Origin of the sequence: Mesorhizobium sp. BR1-1-13 (genome assembly GCF_020165515.1) — a bacterium.
Classification (GTDB): Bacteria; Pseudomonadota; Alphaproteobacteria; order Rhizobiales; family Rhizobiaceae; genus Mesorhizobium.
Genome location: NZ_JAIUIH010000010.1, coordinates 40,732 through 58,889 on the forward strand (window position 1 = coordinate 40,732; position 18,158 = coordinate 58,889).

Below are 18,158 nucleotides of genomic sequence, written 5' to 3' on the forward strand. Positions count from 1 at the left end.
GTTAAGCCTTGGAGCTTCCCGTCTTGTTATTGTTGTCAACGATCCGGAACGAATGGCTGCCCCAAGGAAGCCGGTGTGTTCATCATCGTCAGACGCTTGTTGCGCGAGATTAGAACGAGAACCACGACGGTCGCCAGATAGGGCAACGAAGAAAGCAGTTGCGAAGGCACTGGAATGCCAAAAGCCTGTGCATGAAGCTGGCCGATCCACACCGCGCCGAAGATATAGGCGCCCGCCAGCACCCGCCACGGCCGCCAGGACGCGAACACCACCAGCGCAAGCGCGATCCAGCCGCGGCCCGCGCTCATGTTCTCGACCCACTGTGGCGTGTAGACCAGCGAGAGATGGCCGCCGGCAAGACCGGCGCAGGCGCCGCCGAAGATCACCGAGAGATAACGGTAGCGGATGACCTTGATGCCGAGCGCATGCGCCGAGGCGTGACTGTCGCCGATCGAGCGCAGTGTCAGCCCGGTGCGCGTCCTGAACAGGAACCACATCACGGCGGCCGTCAGTGCGATCGAGATGTAGAACAACGGGTCCTGGCCGAACAGCAGTCTGCCCACCACCGGGATGGAGCTGAGCCCGGGAATATCGAGATTGGGCAACCTGACGCCGGGCTGGCCGACGAAACTGGTTCCCATCATGCCGGAGAGGCCGAGGCCGAGCAGCGTCAGCGACAGGCCGGTCGCCACCTGGTTGGTGGCCAGCGACAGCGTCATGACGGCAAACAGCAGCGAGAACAGCGCGCCCATGGCGATGGCCGCCAAGAGCCCGATCCAGGGCGAGCCGGTCAGATAGCCTGCGCCGAAACCGCCGACCGCGCCCATGATCATCATGCCTTCGACGCCAAGGTTGAGCACCCCGGAGCGCTCGACCACCAGTTCCCCGATCGCCGCAATAAGCAGCGGCGTCGCCGCCGTGGCGATGGTCAGGAGGATGTTGACGGTGATGTCCATCAGCGGGCTTCCTTCAACTTTGGCGCGGCCTCGAGCTTCGCAGCACTCTCCGATTTGGTCAGCGCCAGACCGATCAGCCGGATGCGGTAATGGATGAGCGTGTCGCATCCGAGCACGAAGAACAGCAGCATGCCCTGGAATACGCGCGCCACCTTGTCGGAGATGCCGAGCGCGCTTTGCACCGCCTCGCCGCCGAGATAGGTCAAGGCCAGCACCAGGCCCGCCGCAACGATGCCGAGCGGATTGAGGCGGCCAAGGAACGCCACGATGATGGCGGTGAAGCCGTAGCCGGGCGAAATGACGGGCTGAAGTTGCCCGATGGCGCCGGAAACTTCCGATATGCCGGCAAGCCCGGCCAGCGCGCCCGACAGCAGGAAGGCGAAGAAGACCATGCGGTTGAGGCCGAAGCCGGCGAAGCGCCCTGCCCTTGGGCTGGAGCCGAGCACGCGAACCTCGAAACCCTTGAGCATGCGGCTCATCATCAGCCACACCAGCACCGCCGCGACCAGCGCGAACACAAAGCCCCAATTGGCGCGGCCGGCATCCGGCATCAGCTCCGGCAGGATGGCCGAGTCGCCGAACTGGATGGTCTGCGGGAAGCCATGGCCCTGCGGGTCGCGCCACGGTCCGCGCACCAGCCAGTCGAGGAAGAGTTGTGCCACATAGACCAGCATCAGGCTGGTCAGGATCTCGTTGGTGCTGGAGCGGGTTTTCAGAAATGCGGGGATGGCCGCGTAGGCGGCACCGCCGACCATGCCCAGCAGAAGCATCAGCGGCAGCACCAGCGGGCCCTCGAACCCAGGAAACAGCACCGGAACGGCCGAGCCGAAGATGGCGCCGAAGATGAACTGGCCCTCGGCGCCGATGTTCCATATGTTGGCCTTGTAGCAGACCGACAGGCCGACCGCGATCAGGATCAGCGGCGCCGCCTTGATCGCCAGCTCATGCAGTTGCCAGACCTGACTGATCGGCTCGATGAAATAGATGTTGAACGCGCTGAACGGATTGACCCCGAGCAGCGCGAACATGATGCCGCCCGCGATGATCGTCAGCGCGAAGGCGATGAATGGCGACAGCATGGAAAACAGCGCCGAACGCTGCGGCCGTTTGACGAGTTCGAGGCGCATCATGCCGTCTCCAGCGTGTGTTCGGCGTGGCCTGGTTCGGCGCCGCCCATCAGCAGGCCGATCTTTTCGAAGGTCGCTTCGGCGATCGGCAGCGGCCTGGACAGCTCGCCATTGTGCATCACCGCGATCGCATCCGATATCTCGAACAGTTCGTCGAGGTCCTGGCTGATGACCAGCACCGCTGATCCGCTGCGGGAAAGTTCGATCAGTGCCTGGCGGATATGGGCGGCGGCACCCGCGTCGACACCCCATGTCGGCTGGTTGACCACCATGACGTCAGGCCTGCGGTCGAGTTCGCGGCCGACGATGAATTTCTGGAGATTGCCGCCCGAGAGCGCTGCTGCCTCCGGATCTGGCGCGCTCTTGCGCACGTCCATCGCCTCGATGATGCGCTGGGCGGCGGCGTAGACGGTGCCGCTCTTGACCATTCCGCCCGTGCCCACAAAGGTCCTGCCGTCGGTGGCATGGCGCGACAGAAGCAGGTTTTCCGAGAGCCGCATGCGCGGCGCGGCACCATGGCCGAGGCGCTCTTCCGGCACGAAGGCGGCACCCAGCAGCCGGCGCCCGGTGATGCTGAGGCTGCCTGCATCCTTGCCGCGAATACGCACCGAAGCGGCATCCGGCTGCAGGACTTCGCCGGAAACGGATTCGAAGAACTCGCCCTGGCCATTGCCCGCGACGCCGGCGATGCCGATCACCTCGCCGGCGCGGACGGTGAGGTTTATGTTCTTGAGCGGGATCGAAAACGGCGTCGCCGGCTTGCGGCTGAGGCCGCGGATTTCGAGCAGGGACTGCGCTGTTTCGATGCCCGCGACCGGCGCCCGCACCACGGCCTGCACTTCGTTGCCGACCATCATGCGGGCTAAGGACGCGGCAGTCTCCTCGCGCGGATTGCAGTGGCCGACCACCTTGCCGTGCCGCAGCACGGTGGCGCGGTCGCAGATGCGTTTGACCTCCTCCAGCCGGTGCGAGATGTACAGGATCGATTTGCCTTCCGAGCGCAGACGTTCGAGCGTCTCGAACAGCTTGTCAGCCTCCTGCGGCGTCAGCACCGAGGTCGGCTCGTCGAGGATGATGAGCTGCGGCGTCTGCAGCAGGCAGCGGATGATCTCGATGCGCTGGCGCTCGCCCACCGACAGGTCGCCGACCAGCGATTCCGGATCGAGCGGCAGACCATAGCTGTAGGAAAGCGCCCTCGCCTTGGCGGCGATGCTGCTGATCGGCGAACCGTCATCCAGGGAAAGCGCGATGTTCTCGGCCGCCGTCAATGCCTCGAACAGCGAGAAATGCTGGAACACCATGCCGATGCCGAGCTTTTTCGCGACGCCCGGGCTGGTAATTCTGACGGCTTGGCCGTTCCAGAAGATCTCGCCGGAATTGGGTTCCAGCGAGCCGAACAGCATCTTGACCAGCGTCGATTTGCCGGCGCCGTTCTCGCCGAGCAGCGCGTGGATCTCACCTTTGGCTATGTCGAGGTCGACATGATCGCACGCCGTCAGCGTGCCGAAAATCTTGGTAAGGCCGCGAACCTCAAGCAGATTCGCTCCGTTATGATTTGCACTCACAGTGCCTCCCATCCGGGTTCCCGGATATGTTCTGTGTTCCCGCAAGCATCGTATGCGCGGCCAGCTCTCATGCGAAAGCAGCACTCGACTTGAAAGAGCTTCAAGAATTTCAGCGGAAACTCAAGGGCAAAGATCAGTCTTCTTCGCGCAACCACGCGGCGGGCCGGCTTTTCGCGCAAACCGTGCCCAGACCTGCGGCAGAGAGATGAAAACCAGGGCAGTTCCCGTCAGGGAACCAGTATGGTCGTACCCGTGGTCCGGCGGCCTTCGAGATCCGCATGGGCCTTGCCCGCATCCTTCAGTGCATAGCGCTGGTTGATCTTGATCTCGACGGCGCCGCTGAGCACGACCTCGAACAAAGCCGCGGCCGAGGCGTCCAGATCCTCGCGTTTTGCATTGTAGACGAACAACGTCGGCCTCGTGGCGAACAAGGAGCCTTTCTGCGCCAGCAGCGACATCGAGAATGGCGGGATCGGTCCCGACGACTGGCCGAAGCTGACGAACATGCCGAGCGGCTTCAGGCAGTCGAGCGAGGCCGGGAATGTGTCGTTGCCGACGGAGTCATAGACGACATCGCATTTCCTGCCGCCGGTGATGGCCGCAACGCCGGCGACGAAATCCTGCTCCTTGTAATTGATGACATGGTCGAAGCCGTGTGCCTTGGCGAGCTCGATCTTGTCGGTCGAGCTTGCCGTGCCGATAACGGTCGCGCCCAGATGCTTCGCCCATTGGCCGAGAATGAGCCCGACGCCGCCGGCTGCCGCATGGAACAGGATGGTGTCGCCTGCCTTGACTTTGAAGGTCCTGCGCAAGAGATATTCGGCGGTCATGCCTTTCAGCATCATCGCTGCCGCCTGCTCGTCGCTGATGCCGTCCGGCACCTTGACGACCTTGCTGGCATCGATGACGCGCTCCTGCGCATAAGCGCCTGTGGCGACGGCATAGGCGATCCGGTCGCCAGGCTTCAGCCAGTCGACGCCCTCGCCCACTGCCAGCACTGAACCGGCGGCTTCGCTGCCGGGAATGAGCGGAAACCCGCCGGGCGGCGGATAAAGACCGGAGCGATAATAGACGTCGATGAAATTGAGGCCGATTGCCGTGTGCCTGACCAGGATCTGCCCCGATCCCGGTTGCCCGGGATCGGTGTCCTCATAGGCCAGGACTTCCGGACCGCCATGGGCGTGGATGCGGACTGCTTTAGGCATGGTGGGCTTCCTTGAGAAATTTGCCGATCAGGCTTTTTTGGCACCGAGATTTGGAAAGAACTGCATGATGCCACCGATACAGGCGAGATAGAGCCCGGTAACGGTAATGCCAATCTTTATGAAGGTGCTGACCTGCGCGCCCAGCACACCGATCTGGTCATAGAAGGCCGCGAGTGCCGCTTGCGCAAGCGCAAGCGCGCCGAAAGCGCACCACAAAAGGGTCATCGCGAGATTGATGCGCCGCAGCCGCACCACCCGAACCGGATGGATGAAGTTGATCGGAACGAATGTCAGGATGCCCGCCACCACCACCACCGCGAACGAGACCCATTGTCCCGGCTCGATGACGAACAGCGTGAACACCACCATGTTCCAGACAACGGGAAATCCCTTGAAGAAATTCTCCTTCGTCTTCATGCCGGTGTCTGCATAGTAGATCGCGCTGGACACTACGATGATGGCCGCCGACAGGAACGACAGGCCCTCGCCCATGAAGCCGCGCTGATAGAGCGCGAAGGCCGGGATCAGCACATAGGTGACATAGTCGATGATGTTGTCGAGGAGCTCGCCCGACCATGTCGGCAGGATTTCCTTGACCTCGAGCTTGCGCGCGATCGGCCCGTCTATGCCGTCGACGAACAGCGCCAGCCCCAGCCACCAGAACATGGCCGTCCAGCGCTCCTCGCTCGCCGCCACCAGCGACAGGAAGGCCAGGAACGAGCCGGAGGCAGTCAGGAGATGCACCGAAAAGGCGCGCGCCTGCGGCCAGGTGACTTTCTTCTTCGGCCGCGGAATCCGGTCGGCGATTTTCTTGGCGGCTTTCCTGGCCGTTGTGTTCTTGCTCACGGGCCCTGCCAGTCCAGCTTGCAGATTTCGGCTGAACGGCCGCCGAAATTCCAGTTGCGACCAAAGGCTCGCATCTTGCTCCTGTCGGACTTGGCCACGATGATCTCCGGCGCGATCCAATATTCCGAATTGCTGATCACGGTGTCCTTGTCGCGGTCCTTGCCGACAATTGGCGTGACCGCCCCATCGATGATCTTCGGTATCTGGAAGATACGCGTCTTGTCGCGTGTCTCATAGGTAATCGGCACTTGTTCGACACCGAGGAATTTGCCGACGAGGATCGAAAGCAGCGACGTCGTCCCGCCCGCCTTGCCGGTGAAGATCTTCGTCAACGCCTTGACGGCGTAGATCGAGGCTCTGGCGTCGATGAACAGGCCAGCGGTCCAGTTGCCGCGACTCATATAGCCGGGGATTTCCATGATCAGCCCGAGATTAAGGCCTGACAGGTCGACCTCTCCGAAATGACCGGCATCGATACGGAAACCCGCCCAGGTCTGGCAATAGCCTTCGGTCGGAGGATGGCTGCCCAGCGACAGCACGCAAGGGCAAAAAACCGTGCAATTGCAGGAGAGTACGAGCTCCCCTTTCATTGCCCAGCTCGGATCCGTCATCGAGTTTCCCCCACTCATAGCGAGACTACTAGCAGCGCGGCTGCCCAGACAAGCAGTATCGCACCGGCCAGCCGGGTAGGAAGCCTGCTTGCGGTTTGTTTTTCGATCAGGGTGAACAGGCCGATCAGCGCCATCCAGAAGACGTTCATCACGCCCACGGCGAACATCACCAGCATCAGTGCCCAGCAACAGCCAAGGCACCAGATGCCTTGCGCGACGCCGAGCCTGAAAATGGCTGTAGGCCGCGCGCTCCAGTTGGAAAACAGGATCGCGAACGGGTTCCTGCATTTCTTCAGGCAGGCCTCCTTCAAGCCGCTGAACTGGTAGAAGCCGGCAACCAGCAGGGCGACGGCACCGGCAATGCCCAGGACTGGATCGAGCATCTGGCCTGACGAGGCGAACGCATCGAGGGCGAGCGTCAGCGCCGCAAACCCAGCCGACGCGGCCAGCCATATCGAGAGATAGCCTGATACCAGCACCAGCGGATGGACGACCGGCTCATGCCTGATCCTGGCCGTATCGGCGATCTCGCAATAGGTTCGGATCATCGGCGCCGCCGAGGGCAGCATCGTCGCGGTCGCCATCAGGAACCACATTGCCGTCAGCGCAGCGGCGCGCGGGCCGATATCTCCGTCCAGGGGCGCGGCCGAGAGGCACAGCGCGAAGAACCGGGCCAGGGAATCGGGCAACGGCAGCTGCGGCAGGGTTTTCAACAAGGCGTCGCCGGGCGCGCCGATACCCGCGGCGCGTCCCTCCGCGGCGCGGATCGCCATTGCGGCCAGGGACAGCCAGGCAAGCAGGATGCCGGCGCCGACAACGAGGTTCACCGTCAAACGCGGGTTGCGCGCGATATCGGCCGTCGCACGGCCTGCGCTGTCGAGATGGCTGAAGTCGTCCTGGCGGCCGGTCATGACCTTCGAATGGGCCGAATCGCCCCGTTGATCAAGCTGTATGACCTGACCTATATGCTCATCGAGTGGCGGGTCGCGTGGGCTGCCTAGCATTGCAAGCCGGAAGCCGATCTTGGAGCATCAGAAAACAGCACGGATACTCATCGCAGGCACGGGGCCGGCAGGGCTGATCGCCGCGCTCGGTTTCGCTGATGCCGGCTTCCCGGTGACGCTCGTCGGGCCGGAGGCAGCCGCCCCCGATGGCCGCACGACGGCTCTGATGAACCCTGCCTTGAAGGTGCTTGAGCGGCTGGGCGTCCTCGCCGACATCAAGCCACAGGCCGCCCCTCTCAAGGTAATGCGCATCGTCGACGCGACCAGCCGGTTGATCCGCAGTCCGGTCGTCACTTTCCGCGCCAGCGAGATCGACGAGGATCAGTTCGGGCTCAACCTGCCCAACAGCGTCCTCATTCCCGCGCTCGCCGGCAGGGTTGGCGCGCATTCCGGGATCGCATGGCTGACATCCATGGTCGACGCCTGGCATCTCGGCGCGGACAAGGCGCGCGCGGCCCTTGCCGACGGCAGCGTGATCGAGGCGTCCCTGGCGGTTGCCGCCGACGGGCGCCTGTCGCCGGCGCGCCAGGCGGCGGGAATCTCGACTGCCGCGCGGACTTATCCCCAGGCAGCGCTGGTGCTCAATTTCGCTCACGGCCGCGATCATGCCTTCACCTCGACCGAGCTCCATACCGAAACCGGTCCGTTCACGCAGGTTCCGCTGCCCGGCAACCGCTCGAGCCTGGTCTGGGTGGTAAAGCCCGAGACCGCCAAGGAACTCGCCGCGCTGGATGATGCGACGTTGTCGCTGCGGGTCGAACAGCGGATGCAGTCGATGCTGGGCCGGGTGACGGTCGAGCCGGGCCGGCAGGTCTATCCGCTCGCAACCGCGACGCCGCTGCGCTTTGCGCGCGACCGGGTGGCGCTTGTCGGCGAAGCCGCCCACGTATTTCCGCCGATCGGCGCACAAGGGCTCAACCTCGGCATTAGGGATATCGACGATCTTATTGGAATCGCGAATGAAAATTATGAAGACCCAGGGACCGCGAAAGCCCTCGCCGTCTATGACTTCAAGCGCCGGCCCGATATTCTGGCGCGCAGCAGCGCGGTCAATCTGCTGAACATGTCGCTGCTTTCCGACATGTTGCCGGCGCAGATGGCGCGCGGCGCCGGGCTCGGCGTGCTTGGCGGTTTTGCACCGCTTCGCGCTTTCTTCATGCGCGAAGGGCTCCGTCCCGGCAGCGGGTTTGCGGCGCTTGGCGGAGGCCTGGGGAAGCAAGCGCGCCAGCGGTGAGCTTACGAACACATTTGCTGCCGGCAGGCATCGATGGCCGGCCGCCCGCCCAAAATCTTTGCTCCGCATCATAGGCAGCTTGAGGACGCACAAACGCTTCGGGATTGAATTGACTCGGAGTCTGCGCCAAATAAAGCCAAGGAATTCAGTGGTGAGTACGATGAAAACAGCCAAATTCGCGATCGGACAGGTGGTTCGCCATCGGCTGTTTCCGTTCCGGGGAATCATTTTCGACGTCGATCCGCAATTCGCCAATACGGACGAATGGTACGAGGCCATCCCCGTCGACGTGCGCCCGCGCAAGGACCAGCCGTTCTACCATCTGCTCGCCGAGAATTCGGAAACCGAATACATCGCCTATGTGTCCGAGCAGAATTTGCTTGAGGACCAGTCGGGAGAACCGGTCCGCCATCCACAGATCAACGAGATGTTCGACAAAAAGCCGGACGGGCGCTACGAGCCGAAACGGCAGTCCAGGCACTGATCAGCCAGGTCAGGTGCAGAAGCAAAAAAGCGGGGCATGACCCCGCTTTTTGTGTGACTTTGAGAATGCCCGAACCGATCAGTTCGCGGTCTTCGCCTTGTCCTGCTCTTCCTTGAGCTTCTTGGCGAAGTCCTGGTTGTTCTTGGCGACGAAATCCTGGAGCTTCTTCTGCCGGTCCTCGATGTCCGACTGCTGCAGCGGCGGGCCGTCATAGGCGCCGCTGAAACCCTGCAGCGCGACCTTGATCGGATTGGGCTGGTTCTGGAAATTGATCGAGGTCAAGGTGATCGCCTGGCCCTTCTTGAAGGAGGCGACGAGCTGATCGGTCAGCGGTACTTCCGCAACGCAGCGGTCGGGGAAGCAGACCACATATTCAAGCTTCTGCGTTTTGCCGGTATCGATCTGGAGGCCAATGCCGGCACCAACCAGACGACCGGTCGGAACCGTCACCTGGAACACCTTGCGGTTCACCTTGCCTTTCAGCTCGATCAGGCTCACGCCGGTGACCAACTGGCCGTTGCCGGCGGTGGTGATGTTCTGCACGTTGCAGATGTCGACGTCTTCCTGCTTTGTGCAAGCCTTGAACCAGCCCTGCGGGATCTGTTGTTGCTGCTGTGCGGAAGCAACGGGAATTGCCGCGCCCAGAAAGCCGATCACGCCAGCGGCCATGACCGACAGGCGGTACGCATTGCTGTTCAGGCTCGTCATGTCGTGCACTTCCTCTCAAATGATCCCGGGACCGGCTTCTTCGCGCCGTGTGGTCCAGCTACCTGTTGCCGAAATGAGGCAACAGAATGACTTCGGACGGCGTGTTACACTGCAAGCGGTGCCGAATCCAGCCTGCAATCTGCGATTCTTGGCAACGAACATTGGCGGTGCCTCATGCTAGGGTGCGCACCGAATCATCAAGCCGACCCGGTAAGGAGACGGTCATGGGCCGCGTTCTCGTTTGGCTGATCACCGCGACATCATTTTTCGTCCTTTCGTCCCAGCCAGCGGCGTCGGAACCCAGATATGCAATTGCCATGCAGGGTGAGCCGGCCCTACCGCCCAACTATGCGCATTTCGACTACGTCAATCCCGACGCGCCGAAGGGCGGCAGCATCACCTATTGCGTCGTCGGCAGTTTCGACAATCTCAACCCCTTCATCCTGAAGAGCCTGCGCACCACGGCGCGCGGCATGATGGACACGATCTTCGGCAATCTGGTCTTCGAGCCGCTGATGCAGCGCAATGCCGACGAGGCCTTCACGCTCTATGGCTTGCTTGCCGAGTCGGCCGACATGGATCCCGAGCGCAAGAGCATCGAATTCCATCTCAACCCGAATGCAAAATGGTCGGACGGCCAGCCGGTGACGCCGGAGGACGTGCTGTTCACCTATGATGCCTATACGCAGAAAGGCCGTCCGCCCTACAGCGACCGCATGGCCAGGATTGCCAAGCTTGAGAAGACCGGCGATCACAGCGTGCGGTTCACCTTCAACGACAAGGCCGATCGCGAGTTTCCGCTGATCATCGCGCTGACGCCGATCATTCCCAAGCACGCCTTCGACATCGAGACTTTCGACAGGACGACGCTGAAGCCGTTGATCGGCAGCGGCCCCTACAGGATCGCACAGGTGACGCCCGGCCAGCGCATCGTCTTCAAGCGCAACCCGGACTATTGGGGCAAGGATGTTCCGGCCAAGCGCGGCTTCGACAATTACGACCAGATCACCATCGAATATTTCCTCAACGCCAATGCCAAGCTCGAGGCGTTCAAGAAAGGCCTTTGCGCCATCGACGACGATAGCGATCCGGTGAAGCGCGAACGCGATCTGGATTTTCCCGCCTTCCATAGGGGTGAGGTGGTTGCCGAAAACTTCGATACCGGCATTCCGCCCGTCGTGACCGGTTTCCTGTTCAACACGAGGCTGCCGAAATTCTCGAATCCCATGGTGCGTCGGGCGCTCGGCATGCTCTACGACTTCGAATGGGCCAACAAGAACCTGTTTGGCGGCAAATACGCGCGCACGATGAGCTATTGGCAGAATTCCGAGCTTTCCGCGCTCGGCCATCCGGCCGACGACAGGGAAAAGGCGTTGCTGGCGCCCTACCCCGGCCGCGTGCCGGCCGACGTCATGGACGGAACCTGGCGGCCGCCGGTGACTGATGGCTCGGGCCAGGACCGCAAGGTGCTGAAGGCTGCCTTCGATCTCCTGAAAAGCGTCGGCTACCACCTGCAGGGCGGCACGATGCTCGACCCCGAAGGCAAGCCCTTCGGCTTCGAGATCCTGACGGCCTCGCAGGACGAGGAGCGTCTCGCCGGCATTTATCAGCGCACGCTGAAAAAGATCGGCATCGATGTCTCCATCCGCAGCCTCGACGGCGATCAGATCCAATCGCGCAAGCAGCGTTTCGATTTCGAGGTGCTGATCGGGTCGAGCGGCTTCAACAATTCGCTCTCGCCCGGCATCGAGCAGATCGGGCGTTGGTCATCCTCCGCCGCCAAGGCTGAAGGTTCGTTCAACCTCGCCGGCGTCGCCGATCCCGCGGTGGACGCTGCGATCGAGGCCATGTTGCGCGCCCGTACCAAGGAGGACTACGTCGCCGCCGTGCGCGTACTCGACCGGCTGCTGATCTCCGGCAATTACATGGTGCCGATGCAGTACAACACGCAGCAATGGATCGCTTACTGGAATTATCTGGACCATCCGCAAAAGACGCCCATATTCGGTTACCAGTTGCCGACCTGGTGGCGCAAGCCGAACTGAGCATGGGCCCGAGGAGTGGAAGCCCGGTTCTCGGGGAAGTGCACGGCACCCAAACGTTCAGGAGATCGAGATGAGCCAAGCGAATGCGATCACCGTCGACGTGGTATCCGACGTCGTCTGCCCATGGTGCTTCATCGGCCAGAAGCGGCTGGACAAGGCGGTCGCCGCCGCCGGCGAGGTGGATGTGCATATACGCTGGCGGCCGTTCCAGCTCGACCCGACCATTCCGCCGGAAGGCAAGGATCGCCGCGAGTACATGCTGGCCAAGTTCGGTAGCGACGAACACATTCGCCAGATTCACGCCCGGATCGAGCCGCTCGGTGAAGCCGAAGGCATTTCCTTCGCTTTCGGCGCCATCAAGGTCGCGCCCAACACGCTTGATGCCCATCGCGTCATTCGCTGGGCCGGTGCGGCCGGCGAGGACGTGCAGAACCGGCTGGTGCGCCGCCTGTTCCAACTGAACTTCGAAGAAGGCGCCAACATCGGCGATCACGCCGTGCTGGTCGAGGCGGCGCGCGAGACCGGAATGGATGCATCCGTTGTCGAGACGCTCTTGCCGACCGATGCCGATGTCGAGGCGGTTCGCACCGAGATCGCCACCGCGTCGCGCATGGGCATATCAGGCGTGCCATGCTTCCTGCTGGAGGGAAAATATGCGGTGATGGGCGCGCAGGACGTCGACACGCTCGCCGACGCCATCCGCCAGGTAGCCGCCGCCAAGGCGCGTGGCGAACTGGAAAAAGTCGATTGAGCCCGACCTTCAACGCAGGATTTTCAAACAGCCCTGCCCGGGCGTGAGGCAACGCCTGGCCGGTGGGTTCCGCGATCACGTTGGCTTTCCCGGCCTCGCGGTCTGCGCTGATGCCGCCGGTCCGGTCGATCGACGGCTTGCCCAGCGTGTCAGGTCATTTCCGGACCTCCGGCGTGGACATGCCGGCGAAGAATCAGCCGTCCAGGGGCGACGTGTTTTCCGGAATTTTGATTAGCCTGGGATGAAAAGCCGGCTTGCCGGGCAGGCCAAGCGGGTCACAAATTCGTGCGACTGCTTTCCCTAAGGGAAGGTAGAAACGCCGCGCTCTGATGCCGCGTAATTACCTGACATCACTAGCTTAAATCCCCTTTTCGTCGGCTTTGGCGCGACGCTCGGGAAGCCGAACCTGTTGCCCTGCAGCCACGGCCTCCACTTCAATCCCGCTGCATCCCTATAAAAATTAATGGAAAATGATCAATTGGTGTTACCATCCGTAACAAAACAAAAAAGGTTTGGGCGGGATTGTGATTCGGGTCGGCAGACCACCGCAACTGTCAGGAACGGATGGACTACACAGCGATGCCGCAAGGCGATCGCTTCTGACCCCGGTTTCCTCGATGCGCAGCTTCTGGGGCCTGATGCGGGCCTACTGGGTCTCGGACCGGTGGAAGGAGGCCTGGACGCTGACGCTGGTGATCGCGCTGCTCACCGCTCTGTCCAGCAAGGCCGGCGTCTGGTTCGCAGAAGCATCCGGGGAACTGGTCAACTCGATCGCCTTCTTCCACGACGCCGCCAACACCACCCCGCTCCAGACGCTTTTGGCCAATGCCGGTATCCTGGTGCTGCTGGTGGTGCTCAAGGACGCGGGCTTCACCGGCATCCGCAATCTCGTATCGGCAACCTTGCACCGCAAATGGCGCGGTTGGCTCGACAGCCGTTTCAACGAGGCGCTGCTGGACGGCAACCACACCCATTTCCACGCCCAGCATGCGTCGACCGGCAATGGCGCGCCGGCCCCCGACAACATCGATCAGCGCGTCCAGGAATCGATCAAGGACATGACCGGTGGCGCGATCGGCCTGGCCATGGGCGTGCTGGGTGTCGCCACCTCGCTCTATTTCGTCGGCCAGAAGCTGCTCGAAACCTCGGTCGAGGTGAAGGGGCTTGAATTCCTCGGCAGTTATGGCAGCGCCATCCTCGCCCTCCTTGCCGTCGCCATCTACGTGCCGCTCAACACCTGGATCGCGGTGAAGCTCGGTGGCATGCTCGAGCGTCTCAATGTCAGGATGCAGCAGGCCGAAGGCAGTTACCGTGGCGAGCTGACGACATTCCTGCGCCGCAGCTTCCATGTCGCGGCCTCGGGCGGCGAAGGCGTGCAGAGGACCATGCATGGCCGCCTCTATGGCGATATTGACGGGACGTGGACGCGGCTCAACATCGTCAACACCGTCTACATGTCGTTCGAGCTGATCTACAATTTCATCGGCGCCCGTATTGTTGCCTACGGGCCGGGCCTTGTGCCGTTCATCCACAACGGCTTCGACCTGAAGGGTTACATAACTGGCTCCGAACTGGTCAATTCGCTGATAGGCCAATGTTCGTGGTTCATCCATGTCATGCCCGCCATCGCCACCCTGCGCGCCAACAGCCAGCGTGTCACCGAGTTGGCCAATGCGATCGAGAACGTTCAGCACCCCCAGGAATTCTACAGCCAGAGCGGCCGTTCCGACTTCCGCTACGCCAGCCAGAACCCGGTTTTCGGCTTGACTATCCAGAAGCTCGAACTGGCGCATCAGGGTGAGGACGCAACGCCTTTCCTCGTAGCGGCGAACCTGCGCTTCCGGCGCGGCGAATGGACCTTCCTGAAAGGCGAATCCGGCTGCGGCAAGACCTCGCTGATCAAGGCCATTAACGGCCTGTGGCCCTACGGCCGCGGCACCATCGTCTTCCCCGAAGGGGTGAAGAGTTTCTATGCCGCCCAAGAGGTCAAGCTGCAGCAGGTGTCGCTGAAGCAGCTGGTCTGCCTGCCGGGCTCCGAGCACGACCATGGCGACGCGCAAGTCGCGTCCGCGCTGCACAAGGCGGGCCTGGGCGACTTCATCGAGAATATGGGCGACGAAAGCCGCGAAGGCAAAAGCTGGGACCAGGTCCTGTCCGGCGGCCAGAAACAGAAGCTGGTGGTGGCCCGCATCGTGCTCCAGCAACCCGGGCTGCTGTTCCTCGACGAGGCGACCGGCGCACTCGATCCGGAAGGCAAGGTTGCCTTCCACCAGGCGATCAAGGACAACTGCCCCGATGTAACGGTGATCAGCGTCATGCATGAAGCGGTGGCACCGCGATCGGTCACTGGCGCCGAGTTCTACCACTCGATCGTCGCGATCGCCGACGGCGTCGCCACCAAGAAGCCGCTGGTTCCGAGCCTGCCTCCAGAGCTCACCACCATTCTCGCACAGCCAGGGCCGGTGCCAAGGCCGGTCGACGATAAATGGCTGCGTTTCCCGCGCCGGCTGAAGCAGAAGTAGCCGGACTCGCCGCGGCATAGGCCGGCCAGTCATTTTACCGTTTCGGCGCGACACGCTTCAGCGATCACAGTCTCGCGACTGGGGCATGTTGCCCGCATTTTCCTCGATCACCTCGATTGACAGGGCAAGGCGAGCTCCTATGTTGCGCCCGCTCGCAGACATCAAACTCGAACCCGCGAGCGGAAAGGTCACCGCGCCATGCCTGGCGACAGTCACAGTCGAACGCAACCGCCGTCCGCCCTGACGTGACCTCGACGGTTCACGTCTTGCCGGACGGCAAGGAGTGAACCATGAACGATTTTTCCCCCGTAGCGGACGACGAGGCCGTGGCCATCGCCCGCATCCTTGCAAACGACCATGTCGCAGACGTGGTCGAAGCGCTCAACCGCGAGTCGCGCGAAACGGCGACCGAGCTGCTTTGCGAAGTGCCGTTCGAACGGCTGGTCGAGATCTTCGACCAGCCGGAGCTCAAGGGCGCGCCCGAGCTGGCGGAGGCCTTGCCTCGCGCCAAGGCGGGCAAGCTGCTCACCGCCATGTCGGTCGATCGCGCGGCCGACATCCTGCGCGATCTCGACGAACCCGCCCGCTCCGAGCTGCTCGGCGTGCTGGCGCCGCCGCTGCGCGCAACCCTGCTCTCGATCCTCGGTTACCCCGAAGGCAGTGCCGCTTCGATCATGACGACGGAGTTCGTCAGCGTGCCCTCGGACTGGACCGTCGGCCGCACGCTCGACTACATCCGAAGGGTCGAGCGGACGCGCGAAACGGTCTACGCCATCTACATCGTCGATCCCGAGACGCATCTGCTCATGCGCTCGACCGGCCTGCGCCGGCTCATCACCGGCGAGCCTGACGATTCGATCCTGTTGGTGGCGCCGGACCGCGTGCCGGTGACCGTCACGCCTTTGACCGATCGCGAAACCCTGGCGCAGACGATTTCCAAATACGATCTGCTCGCCGTTCCGGTCGTCGACCATGGCAAGATCCTCGGCATCGTCACCATCGACGACATCATCGACACGATGATCGAGGAGACGACGGAGGACGTGCATCGCTTCGGCGGCATGGAGGCTCTCGACGAGCCCTACATGAAGATGAGCTTCCTCGCCATGATCCAGAAGCGCGCCGGCTGGCTGTGCGCGCTGTTCATCAGCGAGATGCTGACGGCCAACGCGATGCAAAGCTATGAGAGCGAGCTGGAAAAAGCGATCGTGCTGACGCTCTTCATTCCGCTGATCATGAGTTCCGGCGGCAACTCCGGCTCGCAGGCGACCTCGCTGGTCATCCGCGCGTTGGCGTTGCGCGAGATCGGCCTGCGCGACTGGTGGCGGGTGGCGCTGCGCGAATTGCCCACTGGCCTCCTGCTCGGGGCGATACTCGGCGTCGTCGGCATCTGCCGCATCGCGCTCTGGCAGTATTTCGGCTTCTACGACTACGGACCGCACTGGCCGTTGATCGCCGCGACGGTCGGAGCGGCATTGGTCGGCATCGTCACCTTCGGCTCGCTGTCGGGCTCGATGTTGCCGTTCGCCTTGAAACGCATCGGCTTCGATCCGGCCAGCGCGTCGGCGCCGTTTGTCGCCACGCTGGTCGATGTCACCGGGCTTGTTATCTATTTCTCGGTGGCGCAGGTGATCCTGCGCGGCACGTTGCTGTAGCAGCTCTGCCCAACTGCGCCGCGGCAAGCATCCTGCCGCGGCGCGTCTGTGTCAGCCGACGCGCTCGCCATCCTTCACGCGGTAAGTCGGCCTGTACATGGTCACAAGCTCTTCCGCGGCCGTCGGATGCACGGCCATGGTGCGGTCGAAATCATCCTTGACCAGCCCGGCCTTCAGCGGAATGGCGAGAAGCTGCGCCATTTCGCCGGCATCCGGCCCCAATATGTGCGCGCCGAGCACCTTCTTCGACGCGCCATCGACCACCAGCTTCATCAGCATCTTTTCGTCGCGGCCGGACAAGGTGTGCCGCATCGGCCGGAATGTCGCGCGATAGATCTCGATGTCGGGGAAACACTTGACGGCTTCGTCTTCCGACAGGCCGACCGTGCCGATCTCGGGTTGCGAGAACACCGCGGTCGCGATCGTGTCGTGGTCCGGCGCGGTCGGGTTGCCCTTGAAGGCCGTCTCGACGAAGCACATCGCCTCGTGGATCGCCACCGGCGTCAGCTGCACGCGATTGGTGACGTCGCCGATCGCCCAGATATTTTCGACGTTGGTGCGGGAGTACGCGTCGACCTGGATCGCTCCGGTCGCGGTCATCTCGATGCCGATGCCTTCCAGCCCCATATTCTCGGTGTTGGGGATGCGGCCGATGGCGAGCATCACCTGGTCGACCGTCAGCGACTGGCCGCCGGTGAGCAACGCGTCGAGCCGGCCGTCCGGCCGTTTGCGGATCCATTCCGACACGGCGGGGCAAAGGATCTTGATCCCCTTCTTCTCCATCGTTTCGTGCAGCATGCGCCGCAGGTCCATGTCGAATCGGCTGAGGATCTCCTTGCCGCGATAGACCAGCGTGGTGTCGACGCCCAGGCCATGGAAGATGTTGGCGAATTCGACCGCGATATAGCCGCCGCCTTCGATCATGATCGACTTGGGCAACTGCTTGAGGTCGAAGGCCTCGTTGGAGAAGATGCAGTGTTCGTGGCCGGGCAATGCCGGGTGCGGCGCCGGACGGCCGCCGGTGGCGATCAGGATCTGGTCGGCGGTGACGGTACGGTCCTGGTCCAGAAGATGCACCACATGCGGGTCGACGATCATGGCGCGCGTGTGAAAGGCTTCGCCGCCGGCGCCCTCGACGTTCCTCTTGTAGATCGCCTCCAGACGGCTGATCTCGCGATCCTTGTTGGCGATCAGCGTGGGCCAGTCGAAACTGGCTTCCGGCACCGTCCAGCCATAGCCGGCGGCATCGGCGAAATGCTCGGGAAATTGCGAAGCATAGACATAGAGCTTCTTCGGCACGCAGCCTCTGATGACGCAGGTGCCGCCGAAGCGGTACTCCTCGGCGATGCCGACGCGCTTGCCGAGCGCGGCGGCGACGCGCGCCGCCCTCACCCCGCCCGAACCGCCGCCGATGACGAAAAGATCATAGTCGTAAGCGGCCATCG

The 18,158-nt window shown here is 62.8% G+C and carries 15 protein-coding genes; 6 read left to right on the forward strand and 9 right to left on the reverse strand.

All coding sequences use genetic code 11. From position 1 onward, the window contains the following. Positions 1–35: 35 nt before the first annotated feature. From LB533_RS21675 to LB533_RS21705, 7 genes are all read right to left on the reverse strand, one after another. Positions 36–956: an ABC transporter permease gene (locus LB533_RS21675; protein WP_140561203.1), complete on the reverse strand. Its 921-nt coding sequence runs from the start codon at positions 954–956 to the stop codon at positions 36–38. Then, on the reverse strand, positions 956–2,086 hold the full coding sequence (locus tag LB533_RS21680; RefSeq protein WP_140638125.1) for an ABC transporter permease: 1,131 nt from the start codon (positions 2,084–2,086) through the stop codon (positions 956–958). The genes LB533_RS21675 and LB533_RS21680 overlap by 1 nt, the downstream gene beginning before the upstream one ends. Further along, on the reverse strand, positions 2,083–3,660 hold the full coding sequence (locus LB533_RS21685) for an ABC transporter ATP-binding protein (RefSeq protein ID WP_181169259.1): 1,578 nt from the start codon (positions 3,658–3,660) through the stop codon (positions 2,083–2,085). The genes LB533_RS21680 and LB533_RS21685 overlap by 4 nt, the downstream gene beginning before the upstream one ends. 215 nt (positions 3,661–3,875) lie before the next feature. Continuing rightward, positions 3,876–4,853 carry a quinone oxidoreductase family protein gene (locus LB533_RS21690; protein ID WP_140638127.1) on the reverse strand — a complete coding sequence of 326 codons (978 nt, stop codon included), beginning with the start codon at positions 4,851–4,853 and terminating at the stop codon, positions 3,876–3,878. A gap of 27 nt (positions 4,854–4,880) precedes the next feature. Next, positions 4,881–5,699, reverse strand: a complete 819-nt coding sequence (gene pcsA, locus LB533_RS21695) for a phosphatidylcholine synthase (protein WP_140498605.1) — start codon at positions 5,697–5,699, stop codon at positions 4,881–4,883. Next, complete coding sequence (locus LB533_RS21700) at positions 5,696–6,310, reverse strand: DUF1326 domain-containing protein (RefSeq protein WP_140638128.1); 615 nt, start codon at positions 6,308–6,310, stop codon at positions 5,696–5,698. Before LB533_RS21700 ends, pcsA begins: the two co-directional genes overlap by 4 nt. 14 nt (positions 6,311–6,324) lie before the next feature. Beyond that, positions 6,325–7,221, reverse strand: coding sequence for a DUF2182 domain-containing protein (locus LB533_RS21705; RefSeq protein WP_181169260.1), 897 nt, complete (start codon positions 7,219–7,221; stop codon positions 6,325–6,327). A 112-nt stretch (positions 7,222–7,333) separates the two neighbouring features. On the opposite strand from LB533_RS21705, the gene LB533_RS21710 reads away from it, so the two are divergent. Both LB533_RS21710 and hspQ read left to right on the forward strand, forming a co-directional pair. Beyond that, entirely contained in the window at positions 7,334–8,548 is a 1,215-nt protein-coding gene (locus LB533_RS21710) for a UbiH/UbiF family hydroxylase (protein ID WP_140638129.1), read from the forward strand. A gap of 160 nt (positions 8,549–8,708) precedes the next feature. Continuing rightward, positions 8,709–9,032 (forward strand): heat shock protein HspQ, encoded by a 324-nt coding sequence (hspQ, locus tag LB533_RS21715; RefSeq protein WP_181169261.1) that lies wholly within the window; start codon positions 8,709–8,711, stop codon positions 9,030–9,032. A gap of 78 nt (positions 9,033–9,110) precedes the next feature. Here hspQ and LB533_RS21720 read toward each other — a convergent pair whose 3' ends face one another. After that, on the reverse strand, positions 9,111–9,740 hold the full coding sequence (locus LB533_RS21720) for an invasion associated locus B family protein (RefSeq protein ID WP_140638130.1): 630 nt from the start codon (positions 9,738–9,740) through the stop codon (positions 9,111–9,113). A 224-nt stretch (positions 9,741–9,964) separates the two neighbouring features. Here LB533_RS21720 and LB533_RS21725 point away from each other — a divergent pair, with 224 nt between their 5' ends. From LB533_RS21725 to mgtE, 4 genes are all read left to right on the forward strand, one after another. Continuing rightward, the gene (locus tag LB533_RS21725; protein WP_224678217.1) at positions 9,965–11,785 is read left to right on the forward strand and encodes an extracellular solute-binding protein; all 1,821 of its coding nucleotides are present in this window, start codon (positions 9,965–9,967) and stop codon (positions 11,783–11,785) included. 70 nt (positions 11,786–11,855) lie between these two features. Continuing rightward, a complete protein-coding gene (locus LB533_RS21730) occupies positions 11,856–12,536 on the forward strand; it encodes a DsbA family oxidoreductase (protein WP_140638132.1) in 681 nt (226 codons plus the stop codon). A gap of 617 nt (positions 12,537–13,153) precedes the next feature. Then, positions 13,154–15,058 carry an ABC transporter ATP-binding protein/permease gene (locus tag LB533_RS21735; RefSeq protein WP_181169262.1) on the forward strand — a complete coding sequence of 635 codons (1,905 nt, stop codon included), beginning with the start codon at positions 13,154–13,156 and terminating at the stop codon, positions 15,056–15,058. Positions 15,059–15,348: 290 nt separating this feature from the next. Next, positions 15,349–16,713: a magnesium transporter gene (gene mgtE / locus LB533_RS21740; protein ID WP_224678218.1), complete on the forward strand. Its 1,365-nt coding sequence runs from the start codon at positions 15,349–15,351 to the stop codon at positions 16,711–16,713. Positions 16,714–16,764: 51 nt separating this feature from the next. Here mgtE and gor read toward each other — a convergent pair whose 3' ends face one another. Next, positions 16,765–18,156: a glutathione-disulfide reductase gene (gene gor, locus LB533_RS21745; RefSeq protein ID WP_140638135.1), complete on the reverse strand. Its 1,392-nt coding sequence runs from the start codon at positions 18,154–18,156 to the stop codon at positions 16,765–16,767. Between the last annotated feature and the right edge of the window lie 2 nt (positions 18,157–18,158).

Bases quoted from the DNA above. Each gene is read 5' to 3' on its own strand.
- LB533_RS21700 (WP_140638128.1), bottom strand. From the start codon at position 6,310: ATGACGGATCCGAGCTGGGCAATGAAAGGGGAGCTCGTACTCTCCTGC.
- LB533_RS21720 (WP_140638130.1), bottom strand. From the start codon at position 9,740: ATGACGAGCCTGAACAGCAATGCGTACCGCCTGTCGGTCATGGCCGCT.
- LB533_RS21725 (WP_224678217.1), top strand. From the start codon at position 9,965: ATGGGCCGCGTTCTCGTTTGGCTGATCACCGCGACATCATTTTTCGTC.
- hspQ (WP_181169261.1), top strand. From the start codon at position 8,709: ATGAAAACAGCCAAATTCGCGATCGGACAGGTGGTTCGCCATCGGCTG.
- LB533_RS21685 (WP_181169259.1), bottom strand. From the start codon at position 3,660: ATGGGAGGCACTGTGAGTGCAAATCATAACGGAGCGAATCTGCTTGAG.
- LB533_RS21730 (WP_140638132.1), top strand. From the start codon at position 11,856: ATGAGCCAAGCGAATGCGATCACCGTCGACGTGGTATCCGACGTCGTC.
- LB533_RS21705 (WP_181169260.1), bottom strand. From the start codon at position 7,221: ATGACCGGCCGCCAGGACGACTTCAGCCATCTCGACAGCGCAGGCCGT.
- LB533_RS21680 (WP_140638125.1), bottom strand. From the start codon at position 2,086: ATGATGCGCCTCGAACTCGTCAAACGGCCGCAGCGTTCGGCGCTGTTT.
- LB533_RS21690 (WP_140638127.1), bottom strand. From the start codon at position 4,853: ATGCCTAAAGCAGTCCGCATCCACGCCCATGGCGGTCCGGAAGTCCTG.
- gor (WP_140638135.1), bottom strand. From the start codon at position 18,156: ATGGCCGCTTACGACTATGATCTTTTCGTCATCGGCGGCGGTTCGGGC.
- LB533_RS21735 (WP_181169262.1), top strand. From the start codon at position 13,154: ATGCGCAGCTTCTGGGGCCTGATGCGGGCCTACTGGGTCTCGGACCGG.
- mgtE (WP_224678218.1), top strand. From the start codon at position 15,349: ATGAACGATTTTTCCCCCGTAGCGGACGACGAGGCCGTGGCCATCGCC.
- LB533_RS21675 (WP_140561203.1), bottom strand. From the start codon at position 956: ATGGACATCACCGTCAACATCCTCCTGACCATCGCCACGGCGGCGACG.